At 68.8% G+C, this 15,463-nt stretch carries 17 protein-coding genes; 15 read left to right on the plus strand and 2 right to left on the minus strand.

The window, feature by feature from the left end; translation table 11 throughout:
- Positions 1-15: 15 nt before the first annotated feature.
- The 15 genes from cobU to LNV28_RS01380 all read left to right on the plus strand — a co-directional run bounded on the left by cobU (position 16) and on the right by LNV28_RS01380 (position 14,640).
- Positions 16-594 (plus strand): bifunctional adenosylcobinamide kinase/adenosylcobinamide-phosphate guanylyltransferase, encoded by a 579-nt coding sequence (cobU, locus tag LNV28_RS01310; RefSeq protein WP_263516876.1) that lies wholly within the window; start codon positions 16-18, stop codon positions 592-594.
- Complete coding sequence (locus LNV28_RS01315; protein WP_263516875.1) at positions 591-1,487, plus strand: ABC transporter substrate-binding protein; 897 nt, start codon at positions 591-593, stop codon at positions 1,485-1,487. The genes cobU and LNV28_RS01315 overlap by 4 nt, the downstream gene beginning before the upstream one ends.
- Positions 1,484-2,497, plus strand: a complete 1,014-nt coding sequence (locus tag LNV28_RS01320) for a FecCD family ABC transporter permease (protein WP_263516874.1) — start codon at positions 1,484-1,486, stop codon at positions 2,495-2,497. Before LNV28_RS01315 ends, LNV28_RS01320 begins: the two co-directional genes overlap by 4 nt.
- Positions 2,494-3,354, plus strand: a complete 861-nt coding sequence (locus LNV28_RS01325) for an ABC transporter ATP-binding protein (protein ID WP_263516873.1) — start codon at positions 2,494-2,496, stop codon at positions 3,352-3,354. Before LNV28_RS01320 ends, LNV28_RS01325 begins: the two co-directional genes overlap by 4 nt.
- A 20-nt stretch (positions 3,355-3,374) precedes the next feature.
- A complete protein-coding gene (locus LNV28_RS01330) occupies positions 3,375-4,715 on the plus strand; it encodes a cobyrinic acid a,c-diamide synthase CobB (RefSeq protein ID WP_263517162.1) in 1,341 nt (446 codons plus the stop codon).
- Between the two features lie 2 nt (positions 4,716-4,717).
- Complete coding sequence (gene cobO, locus LNV28_RS01335; protein WP_263516872.1) at positions 4,718-5,287, plus strand: cob(I)yrinic acid a,c-diamide adenosyltransferase; 570 nt, start codon at positions 4,718-4,720, stop codon at positions 5,285-5,287.
- An 89-nt stretch (positions 5,288-5,376) separates the two neighbouring features.
- Positions 5,377-6,327, plus strand: a complete 951-nt coding sequence (gene cbiB / locus LNV28_RS01340) for an adenosylcobinamide-phosphate synthase CbiB (RefSeq protein ID WP_263516871.1) — start codon at positions 5,377-5,379, stop codon at positions 6,325-6,327.
- Positions 6,324-7,394: a pyridoxal phosphate-dependent aminotransferase gene (locus tag LNV28_RS01345; RefSeq protein ID WP_263516870.1), complete on the plus strand. Its 1,071-nt coding sequence runs from the start codon at positions 6,324-6,326 to the stop codon at positions 7,392-7,394. The genes cbiB and LNV28_RS01345 overlap by 4 nt, the downstream gene beginning before the upstream one ends.
- A complete protein-coding gene (locus tag LNV28_RS01350) occupies positions 7,391-8,890 on the plus strand; it encodes a cobyric acid synthase (RefSeq protein WP_263516869.1) in 1,500 nt (499 codons plus the stop codon). The genes LNV28_RS01345 and LNV28_RS01350 overlap by 4 nt, the downstream gene beginning before the upstream one ends.
- On the plus strand, positions 8,887-9,678 hold the full coding sequence (locus tag LNV28_RS01355) for an ABC transporter substrate-binding protein (protein ID WP_263516868.1): 792 nt from the start codon (positions 8,887-8,889) through the stop codon (positions 9,676-9,678). The genes LNV28_RS01350 and LNV28_RS01355 overlap by 4 nt, the downstream gene beginning before the upstream one ends.
- Positions 9,675-10,721: a nicotinate-nucleotide--dimethylbenzimidazole phosphoribosyltransferase gene (cobT, locus tag LNV28_RS01360; RefSeq protein ID WP_263516867.1), complete on the plus strand. Its 1,047-nt coding sequence runs from the start codon at positions 9,675-9,677 to the stop codon at positions 10,719-10,721. The genes LNV28_RS01355 and cobT overlap by 4 nt, the downstream gene beginning before the upstream one ends.
- Positions 10,722-10,801: 80 nt before the next feature.
- Complete coding sequence (locus LNV28_RS01365; RefSeq protein WP_263516866.1) at positions 10,802-12,352, plus strand: DUF3369 domain-containing protein; 1,551 nt, start codon at positions 10,802-10,804, stop codon at positions 12,350-12,352.
- Between the two features lie 7 nt (positions 12,353-12,359).
- Positions 12,360-13,223, plus strand: a complete 864-nt coding sequence (locus tag LNV28_RS01370; protein ID WP_263516865.1) for a sensor histidine kinase — start codon at positions 12,360-12,362, stop codon at positions 13,221-13,223.
- A gap of 60 nt (positions 13,224-13,283) precedes the next feature.
- The gene (locus tag LNV28_RS01375; protein ID WP_263516864.1) at positions 13,284-14,081 is read left to right on the plus strand and encodes an adenosylcobinamide-GDP ribazoletransferase; all 798 of its coding nucleotides are present in this window, start codon (positions 13,284-13,286) and stop codon (positions 14,079-14,081) included.
- The gene (locus LNV28_RS01380; RefSeq protein WP_263516863.1) at positions 14,071-14,640 is read left to right on the plus strand and encodes a histidine phosphatase family protein; all 570 of its coding nucleotides are present in this window, start codon (positions 14,071-14,073) and stop codon (positions 14,638-14,640) included. Before LNV28_RS01375 ends, LNV28_RS01380 begins: the two co-directional genes overlap by 11 nt.
- Position 14,641: 1 nt before the next feature.
- Here LNV28_RS01380 and LNV28_RS01385 read toward each other — a convergent pair whose 3' ends face one another.
- Complete coding sequence (locus tag LNV28_RS01385) at positions 14,642-14,908, minus strand: YfhL family 4Fe-4S dicluster ferredoxin (protein ID WP_263516862.1); 267 nt, start codon at positions 14,906-14,908, stop codon at positions 14,642-14,644.
- 4 nt (positions 14,909-14,912) lie between these two features.
- Positions 14,913-15,413, minus strand: a complete 501-nt coding sequence (gene coaD, locus LNV28_RS01390; protein ID WP_263516861.1) for a pantetheine-phosphate adenylyltransferase — start codon at positions 15,411-15,413, stop codon at positions 14,913-14,915.
- Positions 15,414-15,463: the final 50 nt, after the last annotated feature.

Genomic DNA, 15,463 nt, shown 5'->3' on the forward strand with positions numbered 1-15,463 from the left:
GCCGGACGCAGGCCCATGACAGCGCAGCACCAGCTCATCGTCGGTGGCCAACGCAGCGGCAAGAGCCGCCACGCTGAAGAGCTGGCCCTGCGCTGGCAGGCGGCCTCGCCCGCCCATGAGGTCTGCGTGCTGGCCACGGCCTTGGCCTGGGACGAGGAGATGCGCCAGCGCATCGCCCGCCACCAGGCGGATCGCCCGACCGGCTTTACCACGGTCGAGGTGCCAATGTCGCTGAGCCGGGCCCTGCGCGCCCAGAGCGCGCCGGGCCGGCTGCTGCTGGTGGACTGCCTGACCCTGTGGCTGACCAACTGGCTGATGCCCATGGACGGCCGGCCCGACCGCGCCGGCTGGGCCGCAGAACAGGCCGCGCTGCTCGACTGCCTGCCCGGTCTGGCTTCGCCGGTGATCTTCGTCTCCAACGAGGTCGGCTGGGGCATCTCGCCCTTGGGGCCCGAGGTGCGCGACTTCGTCGACGAACTGGGCCGACTCAACCAGGCCGTGGCACGCCGCTGTCAAGACCTGACCCTGATGGTCGCCGGCCAGGCCTGGACGCGGCCGATCGAACAAGGAAGAAGTGGAGGAGAACCCGCATGAAGATCACGCACCCGCGCCTGCTGCCCGCTTTGCTAATGCTGCTTCTGCTATCGCTGATATCAGCCAGTGCCCAAGCCGCGCCGATCAAGCTCAGCGACGACGCCGGCAACACCATGCAGCTCAGCGAACCGCCGCGCCGCATCATCAGCCTGCTGCCCTCCTTGACCGAGACCGTCTGCGCTCTGGGTGCCTGCGATCGCCTGGTCGGCGTGGACCGCTATTCCAACCACCCGGCCTCGGTGAACGCCCTTCCCAAGCTGGGCGGCCTCGATGACACACAGATCGAGACCATCGTCGCACTCAAACCCGATGTGGTCATCCTGTCCGCATCCTCCCGGGTGCAGGACCGTCTGGCCAGCCTGGGCATCAAGCTGTTGGTGCTGGAGACACGCAGCCACGAGGATGTGCGCCGCGTGCTGGGCAAGATCGGCGAGCTGCTGGGCGTGGCGGAGCCGCAGAAGGTCTGGCAGCAGATCGACGCGGCCGTCCATCAGGCGGCGGCCAGCGTGCCGGCCTCGGTCAAAGGCCAGACCATTTATTACGAAATCGACAGTGCGCCCTACGCCGCCGGCGAGTCGTCCTTCATCGGCGAAACGCTGACGCGCTTGGGCGTGAAGAACATCGTCGGTAAGGAACTGGGGCCCTTCCCCAAGCTCAACCCCGAATTCATTGTGCGGGCCGATCCGCAGATCATCATGGTGTCGCAGCGCAGCGGCGCCAGCCTGCCAGGCCGTCCGGGCTGGGCCGGTATCCGGGCCCTGCGCAACAAGCAGCTCTGCATCTTCCCCAAGGAGGAGGCCGAGGTGATCAGCCGCCCCGGCCCGCGCATGGGCGAGGCCGCCGGATGGATGGCACGCTGCCTGCGCAGCCTGGCGCCCGCAGCGAAGCCATGATGCTGATCCCAAGCCACCACAAGCCGCTGGTCCTGCTCTTGGCCCTGGCCCTGCTCAGCAGCCTGCTGGTGATGCTGGGTGTGGCGGTGGGCAGCACCGGTTTCAGCTGGAGTTGGCTGGACAGCAGCGAACCGGTGCAAGAGCAGATCCTCTGGCAGATCCGCCTGCCGCGCTCGGTCGGTGCCTGGGTGGCCGGCGGCCTGCTGGGCTTGGCCGGCGCGGTGGCACAAGGCCTGTTCCGCAATGCCTTGGCCGACCCCTATTTGCTCGGCGCCTCCTCCGGCGCCGGCCTCGGTGTGGCCTTGCTGCTGGTGTTGGCCGGCACCTCGCCTGCGGCCGCCTCGCTGTGGCTGCGCATGGGCCTGACCGGCGCGGCTTTTCTGGGCGCGGTGGGCGCCGTGCTGCTGACTTTGATCCTGGCCCGTGGCGTCGAACAGACCATGCGCTTGCTGCTGGCCGGCGTAATCGTCGGCGTGGTCCTGGGCTCGGCGACCACGCTGATGATTCTGATGGCGCCCGACATCATGCGACCCATGCAGGCCTTCGTCATGGGCTCGACTGGCTTTCTGGGCTGGAACAGCGTGCTCATCATGGCGCCGCTGCTGGCCGTCTGCCTGCTGACGGCCTTGGGTAGCAGCCGTGCGCTCGATGCCATGACGCTCGGTGAATCGACCGCCGCATCGCTGGGCGTGCGCTTGCCCACCATCCGCCTGATCCTGATTGCCGTGCTGGCCCTGGCCACCGGCGCGGCCGTGGCGCAAGCCGGGCTGATCGCCTTTGTCGGTCTGGTCGCGCCCCACCTGGTGCGCAGCCGCCTGCACTGCACCCACAGCTGGCTGCTCCTGCTCTCGGCCCTGACCGGCGGCGCCCTGCTGCTGGCGGCCGACATCCTGGCGCGCTGGCTGGTGGCGCCGCAAGAGCTTCCGGTCGGCGTGGTCACCACCGTACTGGGCGGCGCCTACCTGCTCTGGCTGATGCATCGCAAACCCCTGCTGGAGAACCGGGCATGAAGTCAATAACGCCACATTCACCGGCACTCCAGACGCAAGTCCAAAGCCTGCAGCTGCAAGGGCAGACGATTCTTCATGAACTGGGTCTGGCGCTGCAGCCGGGCCAATGGACCGCCATCGTCGGGCCCAACGGCGCCGGCAAATCGACCTTGCTGCGCGCCATCGCCGGCCTGCTGCCGATGCAGGGCCAGTTGCAGCTGCTGGGCCGCGACTGGGCGGACTGGCCGGCCCGCGACCGCGCCCGCGCCCTGGCCTGGCTGGGTCAGAACGAGAGCAGCTCGGATGTGCTGACGGCCTACGAGGTGGTGATGCTGGGCCGCCTGCCGCACCAGGCCTGGCTGGCGCCGCCCAGCAGTGCCGACCATGCGGCCGTGCTGCAAGCCATGCAGCAGACCCAGAGCTGGGACTGGCGCGAACGCCCGCTGGGTCGCCTCTCGGGCGGCGAGCGCCAGCGCGTGTTGCTGGCTCGCGCGCTGGCGGTTCAGGCTCAGGTGTTGCTGATGGACGAACCGCTGGCCCATCTCGACCCGCCGCACCAGGCCGACTGGCTGGAGCTGGTGCGCGGCCTGGCTGCCTCGGGCGTGGCCGTGGTCAGCGTCCTGCACGAGCTGAACATGGCCTTGCAAGCAGACAGCCTGGTCGTCATGCAGGCCGGCCGCATCCGCTGCCAGGGCTCGCCCGAGCGGGCCGACACCCGTGCGGCTCTGCAACAAGTCTTCGATGAACGACTGCATCTGGTCGAAGTGCAAGGCCAGTGGCTGGCCTTGCCGGCCGCGCCCTCGGCACGCCGGGCCACGACTGCCGCATCGGTCTCACCCGCCAGCAATGTGCTGCCGCTGAAACGCAGCGCGGAATGAGCACAAGAAACCGTTCGCCCATGCCAGCACAAGAACGCCTCTGCCCCGCCGTGCTGATCAGCGCGCCCTCCTCGGGCTCGGGCAAGACCAGCGTCACCGCGGCCATCGCCCGCTGGCACCGCAGCCAGGGTCAGCGCGTGCGCGTGTTCAAGACCGGGCCGGACTACCTTGACCCCATGGTGCTGGAGCGCGCGAGCGGCCATCCGGTCTACCAGCTGGACCTGTTCATGGGCGGCCTGGCCCATTGCCGCGCCTTGCTGGCCCAGGCGGCGGCTGAGGCCGACCTGATCCTGGTCGAGGGTGTGATGGGCTTGTTCGACGGCGACCCGAGCAGCGCCGATCTGGCCGCCGCCTTCGGCCTGCCGGTGCTGGCCGTGATCGATGCCTCGGCCATGGCCCAGACCTTTGCCGCCCTGGCCACCGGCTTGCAGCGCTACCGCAGCGACATCAAGCTTTGCGGCGTGGTGGCCAACCGCGTGGGCAGCCCCGGCCATGGCCAGATGGTGGCGCAAGGCCTGCCGGACGATCTGCCCCTGGCCGCCGCCCTGTTGCGCAAGCCAGAGCTGAGTCTGCCCGAGCGCCACCTGGGCCTGGTCCAGGCCATGGAGCTGCCCGAGCTGGACAGCCAACTGGACGCTTGGGGCCAGGCCTGGGGCGATGCCCTGCGCCACGAGTTCGAATGGCCGCGGGTGCGCTTCGATCTGCAAGAACCCCTCTGGCCCGCGAGCGAGGTGTCGCCGCAAGCCCTGGCTGGCCGGCGCATCGCTGTCGCGCAAGACGCCTGCTTCTCCTTCATCTACCCGGCCAATCTGGACTGTCTGCGTGCACTTGGCGCCGACGTGATCACCTTCTCGCCGCTACAGGGTCAGGTCTTGCCCGACTGCGATGCACTCTGGCTGCCCGGTGGCTACCCCGAGCTGCACGCGCCCGCCCTGGCCGCCCACCCGAGCTTCTTCGCCTCGCTGCGCCAGCACTTGGCGAAGGCCAAGCCCCTGCTGGCCGAATGTGGCGGCATGCTCTGTCTGCTCGACAGCCTGGCCGATGCCGAGGGCCAGGTGCATCCCATGGCCGGCCTGATGCCCGGGCAGGCGCGCATGCAAAAGCGACTGGCCGCGCTCGGCCTGCAAGCCCTGGATTGGCCCGAGGGCCCGCTGCGCGGCCACAGTTTTCATCACTCGACGATGGACACCGCGCTGGCTCCAACAGCCATGGCCAGCAACCCCAATGCCAAGACCGGCAGCCGCACGGCCGAAGCCCTGTACGCACAAGGTTCGCTGCGCGCCAGCTATGTGCACCATTACTTCCCCTCCAATCCGGCGGCCGTGGCTGCCTTCTTCTCATCGGCCACCGGCCCACGCTGAGCATGGACATCATTGCGCCCCCTGTTGACCGCGAACGCGTCATCCCCACGGCCGAGCGCCGCGGCCTGATCCTCGTCCACACCGGCGACGGCAAGGGCAAGAGCACGGCCGCCTTCGGCCTGGCCCTGCGCGCCCACGGCCGCGGCAAGGCGGTCAAGATCTACCAGTTCATGAAAGTGCCCAGCGCCCGCTTTGGCGAGCACCGCCTGTTCGAGCAGCTCGGTGTGCCCATCGAAGGCCTGGGCGATGGCTTCAGCTGGAAGAGCCGCGACCTGGAGCACAGCGCCCAGCTGGCCCGCGATGGCTGGGCGCGCGCCGCCGCAGCAATAGCCGCGGGCGAGCATTTCCTGGTCGTGCTGGACGAGATCATGTACCCGCTGCGCTACGGCTGGCTGCCGCTGGAGCCGGTGCTGCAAGCCCTGCGCGAACGGCCGGCCCATGTCCATGTGGTGCTGACCGGACGTAACGCGCCGGACGAGCTGATCGAGCTGGCCGACACCGTGACCGAGATGACGCTGGTCAAGCACCACTTCAAGGCGGGAGTGCCGGCGCAAAGAGGCATCGAGGACTGAGGCAGGACCGAGGGCCAGCCCTGCGGCTGGACCGACGCCTGCCGAAGAGCGCCCCGCTTGCAAGCGGAGCGTCCAACAAGAAGGACAAAATGACCACCAACATGGCCTGGCTGCTGCCGCTGGCGTTTGCCTTCGCCCTGGCGATCGATCGCCTCTGCGGCGAACCGCCGCTGTGGGCGCATCCGGTGGTGGCCATGGGCAAGTACCTGGGCCTGTTCACGGAAGTGCTGGCACGGCAGCCGGCGGGCCTGGCTTTTGTCGGCGGCGCCTTGGCCTGGTGCTTGGGCGGGGCGGCCTGCATCGCCCTCGCTGCCGGGCTGGAGACGCTGCTGATCACGCAGCTGCAAGCCTGGCAGAGCGGCACGCGCCTGCTGCTGGCCGCCGCCCTGCTGGGCCTCTTGCTCAAGCCCTTGCTGGCCTGGCGCATGCTGCGCGAAGAGGTGGCGGCCGTCGAGGCGGCCCTGGCCGAGTCGCTGCCGGCCGGGCGGGCGCGGCTGGCGCGATTGGTCAGCCGCGACACCACCCAGCTGAGCGAGGCCGAGGTGCGCGAGGCCGCGCTGGAAACCCTGGCCGAGAACCTCAATGACTCGGTGGTGGCGCCCCTGTTCTGGGCCATGATCGCCGGCCTGCCCGGCGCGGCGCTCTACCGCTTTGCCAACACGGCCGATGCCATGTGGGGCTACCGCGACCGGCGCGAATGGTCGGGCAAATGGGCGGCACGCGCCGACGATGCCCTGTCCTGGATTCCCGCACGCCTGACGGCCCTCGGTATGCTGCTCGGCCGGCCCAAGCTGTGGCTGGCACTCCTCAGTCAGGCACGCCGCACGCCCTCGCCCAACAGCGGTTGGCCCATGGCGGCCCTGGCCCTGCGCCTGGGCCTGAGCCTGGGCAAGCCCGGGGTCTACCGCCTCAACCCTGCAGGGCGCGCGCCGCAGCGTGGCGATCTGGCGCCGGCCCTGGGCCTGGCGCGCTGGAGCCTCCTGCTCAACGCAGGCCTGCTGGCACTTGGCGCGGCCTGGCTGCGTGGCGGCTTGTCATGAGCGCCGCGCTCCCTTTCATCCCCGAGCATGGCGGCGCCGACAGCGGCCCGACGCCGCGCCATGATTTCTCCAGCAATGCCAGCCCCCTGGGCCCGCCGCCGACGCTCTGGCAGGCGGTGCTGGATGCCGACCGCAGCCGCTACCCCGATCCGCAGTACTGCGCCCTGCGCCAGCGCCTGGCTGCGGCGCACGGCCTGGAAGACGGCGAACGCGTGCTGCCGGCCTCGGGCGGGGCCGAGGCGATCCGGCGCCTGAGCCTGGCGGCCCTGCGCGCCGGCCTGCGCCATGTCTGGCTGCCCAGCCCCGGCTTTGCCGACTACGAGGCCGCAGCCCTGGCCCTGGGTCTGCAGGTGCACCGTTATGCAGCGAGCCAGGATTTGGTCCAGGGCCTGGGCCGGCAAGAAGACGGCTTGCCCTGCGCTGCGCCGGCCCTGGTCTGGGTCTGCGACCCCTGCAACCCGACGGGCGCAAGCTTCAGCCTCGACGAGTGGATGGTGCTGGACCTGGCCTTGCAAGACAGCGCCTCCATCCTGGCCGTGGACCAGGCTTACGAGCCCTTGCGCCTGGACGGCGCCTGCGCCCTGCCCGCCGACCTGGCCGAGCGAGCCTGGCGCCTGGTCTGCCCCAACAAGGCCCTGGGCCTGACCGGCGTGCGCGCCGCCTACCTGATCGCTCCGGCGGCCTGCCCGCTTCATGAGCTCGCCCTGCAGCTGGCGCCCAGCTGGGTGCTGGCCAGCGAGGGCTGCGCCCTGCTGCAGGCTTGGTGCAAGCCGGAAACTGAGCGCTATCTGAGCCAGGTCAGAGCCCAGCTGCGCGAATGGCGGCAGGATCAGCGCGCGCTGCTGGCCGAGCTGGGCTGGCAACAGGATGAGACCAACAGCTGCAGCAATTTCTGGCTGACCCGGCCCACGCAGGACAGCGACAGCCTGCTGCGCGCGCTGCGCCAGCGCGGCATCAAGCTGCGCGATGCCCGCAGCTTCGGCCTGCCGGGCTGGCTGCGCGTCTCGACCCAGCCGCCCAGCGCTCAGGCCGCCCTGCACCAAGCGATCAAGGACCTCCCGCAATGACGCCCCAAAAAGAACAACAACAAAAAGCCGCCAAGGCGGTGATGGTGCTGGGCACCACCAGCGGCGCAGGCAAGAGCTGGCTGGCCACGGCCCTATGCCGCTACTACGCCCGCCAGGGGCTGAAGGTCGCACCCTACAAAGCCCAGAACATGAGCAACAACGCCCGGGTGGTACCCGGCCTGAACGGCCGCCTGGGCGAGATCGGCAGCGCCCAGTACTTCCAGGCCCTGGCCGCGCGGCGCACGCCCGAGGTGCGCATGAACCCGGTGCTGCTCAAGCCCGAGGCGGACACGAAATCCCAGGTCATCGTGCTCGGCGAGGTGGACCCGGTGCTGACCGAATGGCCCTGGCGCGAACGCAGCGAGCAGCTCTGGCTGCGCGCCCGGCCGCCCCTGCACGAGCTGATGGCCGAGAACGATGTGGTGGTGATCGAGGGCGCGGGCTCGCCGGCCGAGATCAATCTGCACAGCAGCGACTACGTGAACATGCGCACCGCACTGGAGGTGAACGCCGCCTGCCTGCTGGTGACCGACATCGACCGCGGCGGCGCCTTTGCCCACCTCTACGGCACCCACCAACTGCTGCCCGCGCATGAAAGCGCGCTGATCCGAGGCTTTGTGCTGAACCGTTTCCGTGGCGATGCCCGCCTGCTGGCCCCGGGGCCGGAGCAGTTGCAGGCGCTGACCGGCGTGCCCACGATGGCCGTGCTGCCCATGTGGCGCGGCCACGGCCTGCCGGAAGAGGATGGAATCTATGACGACCGCCCCACCGGCAGCGGCCAGGCACGCCTTCGCATCGCCGTCATCGCCTACCCGCGCCTGTCCAATCTCGACGAATTCCAGCCCCTGCGCAGCCTGCCCGGCGTGGGCCTGAACTGGGCGCGCAGCCCGGCCGAGCTGGAGGGCGCCGACTGGATCATCCTGCCCGGCTCCAAGGCGGTGGCGGCCGATCTGGCCTGGTTGCGCGCCCAGGGCCTGGACCTGCCCATCGCCCAGCATGCCGCCGCCAGCAAGCCGGTGCTGGGCATCTGCGGCGGCCTGCAGATGCTGGGCGAAAGCCTGCTCGACCCGCATGGCCTGGACGGCAATGCGCCGGGCCTGGGCCTGCTGCCCTTGGTCACGCAGTTCGAACGCGACAAGCTCTTGCGGCCCTGCGATCTGCGCTTTGCCGAGCTCGAAGGGCCATGGGCCCCACTGAGCGGCGTGGCCGCCGGCGGCTACGAGATCCACCACGGCCGCACCGTCCAGCACCCCAGCCTAGCGCCGGCCCAGGTGGCCTTGCGCAACGAGGCGGGCGAGGCCATTGGCTGGCGCGAAGGTTCGGTGCTGGGCCTCTACGCCCACGGTCTGTTCGAGCAGGACACGGTCTTGCGCGCCCTCTTCGGCCAGAGCCTGCCCGGACTGGATGCAGTCTTCGACGGCCTGGCCGACTACATCGAACAGCATTTCGAGCCCGGCGCCTTGATGGGCCTGCTCCAAGACAGGTCTGCGCCATGAGCCACCCCGAACGCATCGCCTGTCTGTCCACCGAGGCCGTGGACACGCTCTACCGCCTCGGTGCGCAAGCGCGCATCGCCGGCATTTCCGGCTACACCGTCTACCCGCCCGAGGCGCGCCAAGAGAAGCCCAAGATCAGCGGCTTCACCACCATGAAGCTGGAGAAGATCCAGGCCGTTCAGCCGGATCTGGTGATCGGCTTTTCGGATCTGCAAAAACCGCTGCTGGCGGAATGCGAGGCCGCCGGCCTGACCACGCTCAGTTTCGACCACCGCGATCTGGCCGGCATCCACGCCATGGTGCGCGCCCTCGGCGCCCTGGTCGGCCACGAGCCCCAAGCCGAGCAGCTCTGCGCCAGTCTGGAAGCCACGCAGGATGAGATTGCTGCCATTGGCCGCCAGCTGCCGCGCCGGCCGCGCGTCTGCTCCGAGGAATGGGACGAGCCGCTGATCATGGGCATAGGCTGGGTCAGCGAGATCATCGAACTGGCCGGCGGCGAGGATGTGTTCGCCGACCGCGCCCGCGCCAGCCTGGCGCGCGACCGCATCGTCAGCCCCGAGGAGGTGCTGGCCCGTCGGCCCGAGCTGATTCTGGGCAGCTGGTGCGGCAAGCGCTTCGTGCCCGACAAGGTGCTGGCCCGGCCTGGCTTCGCCGCCCTGGGCGCACGCCTGATCGAAATCAAATCGGCCGACATCCTGGCCCCCGGCCCCACGGCCATTGAACGCGGCGCCCGCCAGGTGCAAGCCGCCCTGCAATCCCTGTTTCAAGACCCCACAGAAAATCCATGACCATGGCCGAGCACCTGATCCCCGACATCGCCTCCCTGCAAGACCTGACCCTCGCCACCGCTCTGCAGGCCCGCATCGACGGCAAGACCAAGCCCTTGGGTGCCCTGGGCCAGTTGGAAACCCTGATGCTGCGCCTGGGCCTGATCCTGGGCAGCGAGACGCCGCAGCTCAAAAGCCCGCAGATGATGGTGTTCGCCGGCGACCACGGCCTGGCGCGACGCGGCGTGTCGGCCTACCCCAGCGATGTGACCTGGCAGATGGTCGAGAACTTCCTGGCTGGTGGTGCCGCCATCAGCGTGCTGGCGCGCCAGCACGGCCTGGCCCTGAGCGTGGTCGACGCCGGCGTGGCCCACGACTTTGCGCCGCGCGAAGGCCTGATCATCGCCAAGATCGCCCACGGCACACGGGACGCCTCGGCCGAAGCGGCCATGAGCATCGACCAATGCGCCACCGCCATCGCCGCCGGCAAGAACCTCTTGCGCAGCAAGCCGGGCAATGCCCTGCTGCTGGGCGAGATGGGCATTGGCAACACTTCGAGTGCCGCCCTGCTGCTGGCCCGGCTGCAAGGCCTGCCGGTGGCCGACTGCACCGGCCGGGGGACAGGTCTTGACGACGCCGCCCTGGCGCGCAAGGTGGCGGTGCTGCAAGAGGTGCTGGACCTGCATGCCGAGGCCCAAGCGCCACTCCAGGCCCTGGCGGCCTTCGGGGGCTTCGAGATCGCCATGATGGTGGGTGCGGTGCTGCAGGCGGCGCTGGAGCGCCGGGTCATCGTCGTCGACGGCTTTATCGCCAGCAGCGCGGTGCTGGTGGCCGCACGCCTGCAGCCGGCCGTGCTGGAGCGTTGCATTTTTGCCCACCGCTCCAATGAAAACGGCCATCGCCTGATGCTGGAAGCTCTGCAGGCCGAACCCCTGCTCGACCTGGGCCTGCGCCTGGGCGAGGGCTCGGGCGCGGCCCTGGCCTGGCCGCTGCTGGAGTCCGCCTGCAAGATTCTGGCGGACATGGCAAGCTTTGCCTCGGCCGGAGTCAGCGAACAGCGCTGATATCCCTAGCCAAAGTCCTGTTTACTTGAGGGCCGCAGTGGCCATAATCAGGCCAGCCACGCTGCACCAGGACACGCGCCATGACGGATTTGGTTTTTGCTGACGAGAGCCCCGAGCTGGATACCGACGGCAACGCCCCCAAGCCGCTGGAGCCCTGGGTGGTGATGATCGTCGACGACGATGTGGCGGTGCACCAAGTCACCCAGCTGGTCATGGCCGATTTCGAGTTCAGCGGCCGCCGCCTGCAATTCCTGGATGCCTACAGCGGCGCCGAGGCGCGCGAACTGCTGCAGACGCGGCGCGACATCGCTCTGATCCTGCTCGATGTGGTGATGGAGTCCGAACACGCCGGCCTGGACCTGGCCCGCTACATCCGCGAAGAGTTGGACAACCACCATGTGCGCATCGTGCTGCGCACCGGCCAGCCCGGCCAGGCGCCCGAAGAGCATGTCATCAAGAGCTATGACATCAACGACTACAAGGAAAAGACCGAGCTAACCAAGCGCAAGCTGATCACGGTCTTCTACGCGGCGCTGCGCAGCTACCGCGACATCATGATCATCGAGCAATCGCGCCTGGCCCTGCGCCGCTCGATCGACGCCATCACTCGCATCTACGACTCACACAATCTGCGACGCTTTGCCTCGGCCGTGCTGGAGCAAGCCGCCCATTTGCTCGGTTATGAAGCACAGGGTTTGTGCGCCAGCCGGGTGGCGGCCTACGCGGCCTCGCACATCGAAGGCCGGCTCAAGGTCCTGGCCGCCACCACCGAATACTCGCGCCTGCTGGTGGACGAGGAAATCGGCAATCTGCCGGCCGAGGTGAAGTTGGCCCTGGACCGGGCGCTGGACGACCAGATCAGCTCCTTTGACGCCCACCATTTTGTCGGTTACTACCGCAGCAGCAGTGGCAACGAGACCCTGCTCTACATGACCTTCTCCGAGCCGGTGGATGCGCAGTCGCGCGAGCTGCTGGAGATCTTCTGCGCCAATGTCGCCATCACCTACGAAGCCTTGTTGCTGCGCGAGGAGATCCAGGACACCCAGCGCTCCACCGTCTACATCATCGGCGAGGCGGTCGAACGCCGCAGCAAGGAAACCGGCGCCCATGTGCGCCGCGTCGGCGAGCTGGCCGCCTTGCTGGCCGATCTCTCGGGCATGCGCAGCAGCGAAATCGAGTTCATGCGCCAGGCCGCGCCCTTGCACGATGTGGGCAAGATCGGCATCCCCGACCGCGTGCTCAACAAGCCCGGCAAGCTGGACGCCGAAGAGTGGGAGGTCATGAAGACCCACTCCCGCATCGGCTTCGAGCTGCTGAGCAAATCGGACAAGCGCATCCTGCAGCTGGGCGCCATCATTGCCCACGAGCACCATGAGCGCTGGGACGGCCAGGGTTACCCGCGCGGCCTGCTTGGCGAGCAGATCCACATCGCCGGCCGCATCGTCGCCCTGGCCGATGTGCTGGACGCCCTGGTCAGCCGCCGCTGCTACAAGGAAAGCTGGAACTTCGAGGAGGCGCTGGCCTATGTACAGGAGCAGGCCGGCCAGCAGTTCGACCCCGATCTGGTGGCCAAGCTGATGGCCAACCTTCCGGCCGTCAAGGACATCTACGTCCGCTATCCGGATTCCTGAGGCCGCCATGAGCAGCCTGACTCCCTCCGACGTGAATGCCTCGGTTCCCACCGGCCCGGGCGAAACTCAGCAGCAAGAGCTGCTACGCCTGCAGCAAGAGCTGAAACTGGCCACTGAGCGCCTGCTGGAGCAGGAGCAGCTGGCTGCACTCGGCAACCTCGTCGCCGGCGTAGCGCATGAGATCAACACGCCGATCGGCATCGCCGTCACCGCCGCTTCGGGCATGGAAGAGTTCGCCCGCAGCCTGACGCGCAAACTCAGCGGTGACAAGGTCAGCCGCAGCGAGCTGCAGGCCCTGGCCAGCCAGCTTGAAGACGGTGCGCGCCTGGTCAACAACAACTTGGCCCGCGCGGCCGACCTGATCAGCAATTTCAAGACCCTGGCGGTGGACCAGGCCAGTGCCGCTGAAATGCATGTGGACTTGAGCCCCTATCTGAGCGGCATCGTCAAGGCGCACAACCCAGTGCTGCGCGCTGCCCAGACCCGCGCCGAGCTGGACACACCCGAGCATCTGCACGCCACCCTCGTGCCGGGCCAGTTCTCGCAAATCGTCTCCAACCTGATCACCAATGCGCTGACCCATGCGTTTCAGGATCAGCCCGAGGACCGGCCGCGCCTGATCCGCGTCCGCCTGCACGGTCAAGGCGAGCGCCTGCATCTGCACTTCAGCGACAACGGACGCGGCGTGCCGCCCGAGGTGCGGGCGCGCATGTTCGAGCCCTACTTCACCACCCGCCGCGGCAGCGGTGGATCGGGCCTGGGCCTCTACATCGTGCACAAGCTGTGCGAGCAGATGGGCGGCCAGATCGTGGTGGACGAGGCGCACTCACCTGGCCTGGGCTTCCGCGTGGACCTGCCCTTGCGCGATTGAATTGCGCCTTTCAGCCGCCCCTGTTTTCTCGCTCTCCTTCTCCTGTCTCCGCCTTCTCGCATGCCTGTTCTGCTCCACGAGCTTCGCCTGTTCTTCATCGCCCTGCAGTTTTTCACCCGCTGTCCTGTACCCGCCTGGGTCGGTTTTGAGCCGGCCTGGCTGCAGGCCTGCGGACGCTACTTTCCGGCGGTGGGCCTGCTGGTCGGCGCTTGGTCGGCGACGGTACTGGGTGCGGCCCTGTGGCTGTGGCCGCCCATGGTGGCGGTGGGCTTGAGCATGGCGGCCAGCATCTGGCTGACCGGCGGCTTCCACGAGGACGGCTGGGCCGACAGCTGCGACGGCCTGGGCGGCGCGGTCAGCCGCGAGAAGGCCCTCACCATCATGAAGGACTCGCGCATCGGCAGCTATGGCGCCCTGGGCCTGATCCTGATGCTGGGGCTCAAGGCCGCCAGCTTGCTGGCCCTGGTCGAGCACAGCCCCTTGCTGGGCCTGCTCGCCCTGATCTGGGCCCACAGCGCTTCCCGCCTGGCGCCGGTCTGGCTGATGCATGCCCTGCCCTATGCCGGCGATGCCGAACACGCGAAGGCCAAGCCTCTGGCCACCGAGGCGAGCCTCGGCACGGTGTTCGCGGGACTGCTCTGGCCGCTGGCCATGGCCGGCGGCATGCTGGCCCTGATGCCCGGCCTGCTGCCGGCGCTCGGCGCCGCCAGCCTGGCCGGCCTGGGCCTGACCTGGTGGATGCGGTCCATGCTGAAACGCCGCCTCGGCGGCTACACCGGGGACAACCTCGGCGCCACGCAGCAGCTGGTGGAGCTGGGTCTGCTGCTGTGTCTGCTGGCCGTGGTCCATGCCGGCTGAAGCCCAAGTCGCAGCCCATGCCTGGGTCTGGCGCCACCCCAAACCCGAGGGCGCGGCCGGCCGCTGCATCGGCGCGGGCACGGATCTGCCGGTGCACCGGCGCCGCGCCAAGCGCCTGGCCCGGCGCATCCAGCGCTTCGCGCGCCGCCACCGCCTGCCCCATGTGGCGCACAGCTCAGGCCTGCGGCGCTGCGCCGATGTCGGCCGCTGGCTGCGTCGCTGGGGTTGGCGGCATCGCATCGATCCGGCCCTGGCCGAGATGGATTTCGGCCGCTGGGATGGCCGGCCCTGGAGCGAGTTGAGCGCCGCCGATTTCGAACCCTGGATGCAGGACTTTGCCGGCCATGCGCCGGGCGGCGGCGAAACCCTGATGCAGTTGATGGCGCGCGCTGCTGCCTGGCCGGTGCCGGCGGGCGGGCTGCTGATCAGCCATGGCGGCTGGATCTTGGCGCGCCGGTGGGTGGAGCGAGAAGGGCCGCTCAGCACCCCAAACGCCGCCGCGTGGCCGGCGCCCCCGCGCTATGGCGAATGCTGGGCGCTGCGGGGCGGCCCGGTCTGAATCAAGCCGCCGGCGTGGTCGAAACCGCGGTCAAGCGCAGGTACTTGGCCATCAAGGTTTCCTTGTCCTCGACATGGGCCGGATTGACCGGGATGCATGCGACCGGGCAGAGCTGCACGCACTGCGGCTCGTCGAAATGGCCCACGCACTCGGTGCACTTGTCGTGCGCGATCTGGTAGTACTCCTCGCCCATGGAGATGGCGTTGTTGGGGCACTCGGGCTCGCAGACATCGCAGTTGATGCATTCGTCGGTGATCATCAGCGCCATGGAATCAGCCCTCCTTCCGCGCCAAGCGCTCTTGCAAACGCGCCAGCACCAGCGGCGACACAAACTTGCTGACGTCGCCGCCCAGCTGCGCAATCTCGCGCACAAAGGTGCCGGTGACGAATTGGTAGGCGTCCGAGGTGGACAGGAACACCGTCTCGACGCCGGGCATCAGGTGGCGGTTCATGCCGGCCATCTGGAACTCGTATTCAAAATCACTGTTGGAGCGCACACCGCGCACCACCGCCTGGCCGCCCTGAGCCAGCACAAACTCGCTGAGCAGGCCGCTGAAGGCGATCACCTCGACTTGCGGCAGCGGCCCAGCCAGCTCACGCGCCATGGCCAGGCGTTCGTCCAGGCTGAACAGGGTGCGCTTGTGGTGAGCGGCCGCCACAGCCAGCACGACCCGGTCGAACATGCGGCAGGCGCGCTGCAGCAGATCCTCATGGCCGAGGGTCAGGGGGTCGAAAGTGCCGGGATAAACGGCGGTCAGCGAAGGTCGGCTCATGGAATCGGTCCGGCGGAGGGGCTGGACCATGGCGTTGGCGGGTAAGGCCG

Source organism: Paucibacter sp. DJ2R-2, assembly GCF_025717675.1.
In the GTDB taxonomy this organism is placed as follows: domain Bacteria; phylum Pseudomonadota; class Gammaproteobacteria; order Burkholderiales; family Burkholderiaceae_C; genus Paucibacter_A.